Genomic DNA, 7,900 nt, shown 5'->3' on the forward strand with positions numbered 1-7,900 from the left:
TATGCTGGGCGAAGAATTCGGGGGTGGCGCGCTTGCCGGTAATCTCCCACGCGGTGGCTTTGGCGCCGTTCTCGCAGAATTCAAACAGATGCGGATCAGCCGGCTTGGCCCAGGAGCAGCTGACGCAGGCAAAGCCGTCCGGCTTGTTCTGCTTCATGAGAATGCGCGTGCCGGTGGCGATGACGTGCTCCTGCTGCAGGATGGCACCGAGCGCCTTGACCGAGCCCCAGCCGCCGGCGGCATTGTTGTATTCGTCGAACGTCGCTTCTTCGGGGATATCCTTGGTTTTCATGTCGCTTCTCCGAGCGTGATGCATTCGTGGGGGGCGCACTGCATGGTCACGTGGTCGCCCTTTGGCGCGGCGCATGGAAGACTTCTGCGTCCGGATCGCCATGATGAAAGTGAGCGCGCAATTTGGCTGTAGGCGCGTGACGGTTTTACAGCGCATCGGATTCCTACAGAGGGCGTCAGCGCTTGCGCGCACGGGCTCGGCGGGATGCGAGCGCTTACCGGATTCCTACGTCAAACACGGTAGCGCACCGACAGCTTGCAGATGCGAAGGCACTCATACTCTTCACCATTGCACAGCCCGTGCGCCTCTGTGCCCCTCATCATGATGTGCAGCTCCACCCGACGCTACGCCCCACCCTGCCCCTCGCTGCCTGCAGCGCTGGAGGAATTCATTGCGCCTGCCTTGCACCAGTCCCCGCACACCCAGCTACCCGTCGTGGCCGCGCGGCTGCTGCGCCAGCTGGTGGTAGCGGGATTGGACCGCCTGCCCCTGCCGGGCCACGGCGAGACGCTTGCGCGCTGGCAGGCGCTGGCGGCCGTGGCCGCGCAGGATCTGTCGCTGGCCAAGCTGTTCGAAGCCCATACCGATGCCCTCGCCATCCTGGCTGAAGCCCACGTCCCGGTACCACCGCATTCGATCTGGGGCGTGTGGTGCGCGCAAGGCCGGCCCGGCAGCCTGCACCTGCGTGAGCAAGGTGATCAGGTCATCCTTGACGGCGAAAAATCCTGGTGCTCGGGCGCAGCCGCCGTCACGCATGCGCTGCTCGGCCATCGCGACGAGCAAGACCGCTATTGGCTGCTGGCCATTGAACTGAGCCAGCCGGGCGTCAGCATCATCGAGGACGACTGGGCTGCCATCGGCATGGCTGCCACCCGCACTGCGCGCCTGCACTTGCGTACCGTCACCGCGCAGGTGATCGGCGGTCCGGGCTTCTATCTGGACCGTCCCGGTTTTTGGCAGGGTGGCATCGGCATTGCCGCCTGCTGGCACGGCGCTGCTACCGCGCTGGTATCGGTGCTGCGCCAAGGCCTGGCGCAGCGCGCAGACAGCCATGCGCTGGCCCGGCTGGGCAGCGCACTGTGCGCCGGGCATGCAGCAGCGGCCTGCCTGCGCGAGAGCGCTGCACGCATCGATGCCCATCCGCGTGCCAATGCCATGCAGGACGCCCTGCGCACGCGCCTGACGGTGGAGCGTGCCTGCCTGCAGATCATTGAGGACCTGGGGGCTGCCCTCGGTCCCCATCCCTATTGCGGCAGCCGGCACAGTGCGCGCCTGCTGGCCGACCTGCCGGTGTGGCTGCGCCAGAGCCACGCCGAACGCGACATGACCGCGCTGGCCAAGGCCAGTCTTGAAGAGGAGTCCTCCCCATGCTTACTGTAAAGCCGCCCCCATCGGCCAGGACGGCCGCTCCTGCGCGCCATATCGACATCGCCCACGGCACCGCCGAGGATGTGTGGCAATCCTGCCAGCGCCTGCATGCCCTGCCGGCACTGGAACTGAGCCAACTGGTGCCCGCGCGATCACGTGCGGTGATCCTGGCACCGCATCCCGACGACGAAACGCTCGGATGCGGCGGGCTGATCGCCCAACTGGCCGGGATGATGCGCGAGATCGCCGTGGTCGCCGTGAGCGATGGCGAACGCAGTCACCCGCCCTCGTCGCCGCTGGCAGCACGCCTGCCGCTGCTGCGTCCCGCCGAGAGCATGGCCGCGCTGGAATGCCTGGGTGCGGGTCAGGCGCAGATCCTGCGCGCGCGCATTCCCGACGGCCAGATCCGCCAGCATCGGCTGGAGCTGAAGGCCTGGCTGATCGCGCAATTGCGCCATACCGACATCGTCTTCGCGCCGTGGCGGCTGGACGGCCATCCCGACCACGAGACCGTGGGCGAAGTGGCCGCCGAGCTGGAACACGAATTGGGCTGCAAGCTGGTGGAAGTGCCGATCTGGGGCTGGCACTGGGCACAGCCGCTGGGCGGAGAATTCCCCTGGGGCCGCGCCCACAAGCTGGCCTTCGATGCCGGCACCGGCATGATGAAGCGGCGCGCCCTGCGCTGCTATCACAGCCAGATCGGCAGTGACGGCGAACGCGATCCGGTGCTGCCGGCCGGTGTGCTGGCGCATTTCGTGCGGCCTTACGAGGTGTTCTTCCTATGAGGGCAGCACAGCTTCCGGCCACGCGCCATTTCGATCAGCTCTATGCCGCCAGCGACGATCCGTGGAAGACGCGGGACAGCTGGTACGAACAACGCAAGCGTGCCCTGGTCGAGGCCATCCTGCCGCGCCAGCAATGCAGTGCCATCTTCGAGCCCGGCTGTGGCAGCGGCGAATTGACGCTGCAACTGGCCGCACGTTGCCAGTGGCTGATGGCCTCCGATTTCAGCGCGGAAGCGGTACGCATCACGCGCGAGAAGACGGCGCACCTGTCGCATGTACAGGTGCGCCGGCAGTCGCTGCCCGAACAATGGCCGGCGGCCGAACATGACATGCCGGCGGTAGACCTGATCGTGTTTTCCGAACTTTGCTACTACTTCGATGCGCCCAACATGGCCGAGATGGCGGCACTGGCCGCAGCCAGCCTGTCGCCGGGCGGACACCTGCTGGCCTGCCACTGGAAGAAGGATTTCGATGACCGCCTGCTGGCCACGCGGCCCATGCACCAGCTCATCGATGCGCACGCGCGACTGAAACGCCAGGCCTGCTATGAGGACGAAGACATCCTCATCGACCTCTGGCGCAGGATCTGACCCGCACTGCACCCACCACTTTCCGGAGAACCGAGCATGATCGGCATCGTCATCCCCGCGCACGACGAAGAAGCCAGCCTGCACGCCTGCCTGCAGGCGGTGCGCAAGGCGGCTGCGCATCCTCAGCTGCAAGGTGAGGCGGTGAGCATCGTGGTAGTGCTCGACAGTTGCAGCGACGGCTCCGAGCAAATCGCACGCCGCCATCCGGTGACGGTGCTGCCGCTGCAGGTGCGCAATGTCGGCCTGGCGCGGCATCACGGCGCGCGCGCACTGATCGCTGCGGGCGCACGCTGGCTGGCCTTTACCGATGCCGATACGCGGGTTGCCCCCGATTGGCTGGCGGCACAACTGGCGCTGCAGGCGGACGCGGTCTGCGGTACGGTCTCGCCCGACCACTGGGGCGATCATCCGCCGGAGGTGCAGCAACGCTTCGCGCGCGACTATCACGATGAGGATGGCCATCGCCATATCCACGGTGCCAATCTGGGTGTCTGCGCCCAGGCCTATCTGCGTGCGGGCGGCTTTCCGCCGCTGGCCTGTCATGAGGATGTGGGACTGGTGCAGGCCTTGCAGGCCACCGATGCGCAGATCGCCTGGAGTGCGCGGGTGCGGGTGGTCACCAGCACCCGCAAGCAGAGCAAGGCGCGCGGCGGCTTCGGCGATACGCTGCGGCTGTGGGCCGCCGAAGAGTGCGCGGCCATCCTGCCGGCTTAGCGGGGATTGTCTCCCGCACGCACCACCTGTTGCGCCTGCTCGATGCTCACGTGATGGTCTTCCACCGTATTGACCAGCCGCTGGCGTTTCGCGCGTGAGCCGAAGTTGTTGGCGTAGATCCACGTGAACTCGGCACCGAGCAGGAAGATCTGGGCCGAGTAATAGATCCACAGCAGCAGCAGTGCAAACGAGCCGGCCGCCCCGAAGCCGGAGGTCATGCCGGTGCTGCCCAGATACAGACCGATCAGATACTTGCCGATGATGAAGAGCACGGTGGTGGCCACGGCACCGATCCACACGTCATGCCAGGACAGTGTCACGCGCGGCATGAACTTGTAGATCATCGAGAAGAGCGTGGAGAACACCACGAAGGACAGCACGAAGTTGAGCATCTGCAGCAACAGTTGCCATCCTTCGAACCAGCCGCCCCACCAGCGTCCCAGCGCCGCCAGCGCCGCACTGACCACCAGCGAGATGATCAGCAGGAAGCCCAGCCCGATGATCAGGCCAAAGGACAGCAGCCGCGTGCGCGCCAGTTGCCACAGGCCACTCTTGCTCCTGGCGACGGGGATGCGCCAGATGCGATCGAGCGCACTCTGCAATTCAGAAAACACCGCTGTGGCGCCAATGACCAGCGTGACCACCGAAATGCCGGCGGCGATCATGCCCTCGCGCGGCTGGCTCACCGACTTCAGCAAACCCTGGATGGCAAACGCGCCTTCAGTACCGACGATGTCGCGGATCTGGTTGACGATCTCACCCTGCGCGGCATCGTGGCCGAACAGCATGCCGGCCACCGCGATGGCGATCACCAGCATGGGAGCAATCGAGAAGATGGTGTAGTAGGCGATGGCCGCTCCCATGCTGGGGGCGAAGTCATCGATCCAGGCATTGACCGCGGCCACCGTCATCTGCCAGGCCTGCTGGGCGCGCGTGCCGCCCTTGATCATCTTGACCTCGGCCGCCGGGTCCAGATAGTCCGAGGGGGCCGGTTCCAGCTTGGCCTTGACGATGTCGATCCGCGCCGGGGCATCCGGCGGCAGCGCTGTATCGGTCTTGGCCTTGGCGGCAGCCGCCTTGGCACGGGCAGATCCCTTGCGCCAGGCGGCAATCAGCGGCATGGCCAGCGTCACCAGCCGCAAGGCCCGTTCCAGTCCTTGCGGCAGTGCATCGTGATGAGCCGTCGCGGCATGGCCGGTAGGCGCCTTGCTGTTCTCCTCCTCTGCACGGGAGGCCACCATCCGGCGCGCTGTCGGCGACGCAGTCACGCGCTTCTGGCGGCGCTTTCTTCCCAGCCACAGACCTGCGCCGGCGCTCAACAGGGCAGCGGCGATCAGGCCGCCCGGGGAAGGACTGCCCGGCTCCTCCCCGGATTGAGGACGGGCAGCGGCTGGCGGGGTGCGGACAGGACGAAACGGGTCGGAAGAGCTGCTCATGAAGTCCTCGGCTGGGCATATTGTTGTGGCAGTGTGACCGGTGCGTATGAACGATTGTTCCTGCTTCCGACCTGCCCGTCCAGCCTTGTAGGAAGCCGCTGTCGGCGCTCTGGTGGCCGACGTGAAAATGAAGCGCGTGGTATAAAGGTGGTCTTCGCGACAAGCTTCACTGGCTTCGCATTGCGTGTGAACCAGAGCGGCGCAAGCCGGTCTGTCTGCATTCTCCCCAGGCCATCGCGCCTGCCCTGCGGGTAGCCCATTGGGCCGAACCGGGCAGCGCCGGCCCTTCCCCAACCTGACGAACGAGGATTGCCCATGTATAAGGACGTACAGCTTTTCATCAACGGCGAATGGACCGCCAGCGCCTCCGGCCGCACCATCGATGTCGTCAACCCGGCTACCGAGGAAGTGATCGGCAAGATCGCCCACGCCGACCGCAGCGACCTGGATCGCGCCCTGGAAGCCGCCAAAAAGGGCTTCGAGACCTGGCGCAACATGTCCGCCTTCGAGCGTTCCAAGATCATGCGCCGTGCCGCTGATCTGCTGCGCGAGCGCGCTGACGATATCGCGCGCCTGATGACCATGGAACAAGGCAAGCCGCTGGGTGAATCCAAGATGGAAACCCTGGGCGCGGCCGACACCATCGACTGGTTCGCCGAGGAAGCCCGCCGCACCTACGGCCGCCTGGTGCCGGCCCGCGTGCCGGGTGCCTACCAGATGGTGATCAAGGAGCCGGTCGGTCCGGTGGCCGCCTTCACCCCGTGGAACTTCCCGATCAACCAGGTGGTGCGCAAGCTCTCTGCGGCCCTGGCTGCGGGCTGCTCCATCATCGTCAAGGCCCCGGAAGAAACCCCGGCCTCTCCGGCCGAGCTGATCCGTGCCTACGCGGACGCAGGCGTGCCGGCCGGTGTCATCAACCTGGTCTACGGCGTGCCGGCCGAGATCTCGGAATACCTGATCCCGCATCCGGTGATCAAGAAGATTTCCTTCACCGGTTCCACCCCGGTGGGCAAGCAGCTGGCGGCCCTGGCCGGCCAGCACATGAAGCGCGCCACCATGGAACTGGGCGGCCACGCACCGGCCATGGTGTTCGACGATGTGGACGTGGAACTGGCCGCCAAGACCCTGGCCACCTCCAAGTTCCGCAATGCCGGCCAGGTGTGCGTCTCGCCGACCCGCTTCCTGGTGCAGAAGGGTGTCTTCAACGCCTTCGTCGACAAGTTCGTCACCTATGCCGAACAACTGAAGGTGGGCAATGGCCTGGAAGCTGGCGTGGGCATGGGCCCGGTCGCCAACAAGCGCCGCATCCCGGCGCTGGAAGCGCTGATCGATGATGCCGTTTCGCAAGGCGCGCAATTGCGCACCGGTGGCAAGCGCATCGGCGACAAGGGTTATTTATTCCAGCCGACCGTGCTGACCAATGTCCCGCTGGACGCCCGCGTGATGAACGAGGAGCCCTTCGGTCCGCTGGCCATCATCAATTCCTTCGAGACCCTGGATGAAGTGATCACTGAAGCCAACCGCCTGCCCTTCGGCCTGGCCGCCTATGCCTTCGCCAAGTCGGCCAAGACCAAGCACGCCCTGGCCGCGCGCGTGGAAAGCGGCATGCTGACCATCAACCACCTGGGCCTGGCGCTGCCGGAACTGCCCTTCGGCGGCATCAAGGACAGCGGCTACGGTTCCGAAGGCGGTACCGAGGCCATCGAGGCCTACATCAACACCAAGCTGGTGACGCAGCTGGATGTCTGATCCCGGGCAGGTCGCATGACCTGCCGCAATGATTGCACTGTGTGATGAAAAAAATCGGCGGACCTGCAAGGGTCCGCCGATTTTCTTTTGGGGCGCTGCTGCTTATTCTTCGCCACCGCCTCCCGAGGGCGGCACCAGGATATCTCGGCTGCCATTGCGCGACATGGCCGAGAGCACGCCCGCCGTTTCCATCTGCTCCACCAGGCGCGCAGCGCGGTTGTAGCCGATGCGCAATTGCCGCTGCACCGAAGAGATGGAAGCGCGGCGGGTCTTGAGCACGAAGGCCACCGCTTCGTCGTAGAGCGGGTCGGCTTCGGCATCGCCCCCCTCGCCGCCGGCGAACATGTCGGCCTGGGTCGTGTCCTCGGAAATCGGCGGAGCCAGGATTTCCTCGATGTAGCGCGGCTCGCCAAAGGACTTCAGGTATTCCACCACGCGGTGCACTTCTTCATCGGAGACAAAGGCGCCATGCACCCGCTGCGGATAACCCGAGCCCGGCGGCAGGAACAGCATGTCGCCATGGCCCAGCAGCGATTCGGCCCCCATCTGGTCCAGCACGGTGCGCGAGTCGATCTTGGAAGAGACCTGGAAGGCCACGCGGGTCGGGATGTTGGCCTTGATGAGGCCGGTGATCACGTCCACCGACGGCCGCTGCGTGGCCAGGATCAGGTGGATGCCGGCTGCGCGCGCCTTCTGGGCCAGGCGGGCGATCAACTCTTCCACCTTCTTGCCGACCACCATCATGAGGTCGGCCAGTTCGTCGATGACGATGACGATGGTGGGCAGCTTTTCCAGCGGCTCGGGCGCGTCGGGCGTGAGGCTGAAGGGATTGGGAATCTTCTCGCCACGGGCGGCGGCATCGTCGAGCTTCTGGTTGTAGCCGGCCAGGTTGCGCACGCCCAGCTTGGTCATCTTCTTGTAGCGGCGCTCCATCTCTTCCACCGCCCAGTTCAGGGCGTGGCCGGC

General features: G+C 65.7%; 7 protein-coding genes and 1 pseudogene. 5 read left to right on the forward strand and 3 right to left on the reverse strand.

What is annotated here, in order from left to right; all coding sequences use genetic code 11:
• A pseudogene (locus B3873_RS06125) lies at positions 1–292 on the reverse strand (formate dehydrogenase); the annotation flags it as partial.
• A gap of 321 nt (positions 293–613) precedes the next feature.
• Here B3873_RS06125 and B3873_RS06130 point away from each other — a divergent pair.
• The 4 genes from B3873_RS06130 to B3873_RS06145 are packed head-to-tail and all read left to right on the forward strand — an operon-like array spanning position 614 to position 3,749.
• Positions 614–1,672 carry an acyl-CoA dehydrogenase gene (locus B3873_RS06130; protein WP_286864660.1) on the forward strand — a complete coding sequence of 353 codons (1,059 nt, stop codon included), beginning with the start codon at positions 614–616 and terminating at the stop codon, positions 1,670–1,672.
• Positions 1,660–2,445 carry a PIG-L deacetylase family protein gene (locus B3873_RS06135; RefSeq protein WP_276840469.1) on the forward strand — a complete coding sequence of 262 codons (786 nt, stop codon included), beginning with the start codon at positions 1,660–1,662 and terminating at the stop codon, positions 2,443–2,445. Before B3873_RS06130 ends, B3873_RS06135 begins: the two co-directional genes overlap by 13 nt.
• The gene (locus tag B3873_RS06140) at positions 2,442–3,035 is read left to right on the forward strand and encodes an SAM-dependent methyltransferase (protein ID WP_121038354.1); all 594 of its coding nucleotides are present in this window, start codon (positions 2,442–2,444) and stop codon (positions 3,033–3,035) included. Before B3873_RS06135 ends, B3873_RS06140 begins: the two co-directional genes overlap by 4 nt.
• 36 nt (positions 3,036–3,071) lie before the next feature.
• On the forward strand, positions 3,072–3,749 hold the full coding sequence (locus tag B3873_RS06145) for a glycosyltransferase (RefSeq protein WP_286864664.1): 678 nt from the start codon (positions 3,072–3,074) through the stop codon (positions 3,747–3,749).
• Here B3873_RS06145 and B3873_RS06150 read toward each other — a convergent pair.
• Positions 3,746–5,185, reverse strand: coding sequence for a YihY/virulence factor BrkB family protein (locus B3873_RS06150; protein WP_286864665.1), 1,440 nt, complete (start codon positions 5,183–5,185; stop codon positions 3,746–3,748). The two genes, B3873_RS06145 and B3873_RS06150, sit on opposite strands and share 4 nt — an antisense overlap.
• Positions 5,186–5,500: 315 nt before the next feature.
• On the opposite strand from B3873_RS06150, the gene B3873_RS06155 reads away from it, so the two are divergent.
• Positions 5,501–6,934, forward strand: a complete 1,434-nt coding sequence (locus B3873_RS06155) for an NAD-dependent succinate-semialdehyde dehydrogenase (protein ID WP_286864666.1) — start codon at positions 5,501–5,503, stop codon at positions 6,932–6,934.
• 102 nt (positions 6,935–7,036) lie between these two features.
• Here B3873_RS06155 and B3873_RS06160 read toward each other — a convergent pair.
• The coding region (locus B3873_RS06160; protein ID WP_286864668.1) for an FtsK/SpoIIIE domain-containing protein at positions 7,037–7,900 on the reverse strand (864 nt) is incomplete at its 5' end.

The sequence above is a fragment of the Herbaspirillum sp. UBA812 genome (assembly GCF_002296545.1).
Classification (GTDB): domain Bacteria; phylum Pseudomonadota; class Gammaproteobacteria; order Burkholderiales; family Burkholderiaceae_D; genus Herbaspirillum; species Herbaspirillum huttiense.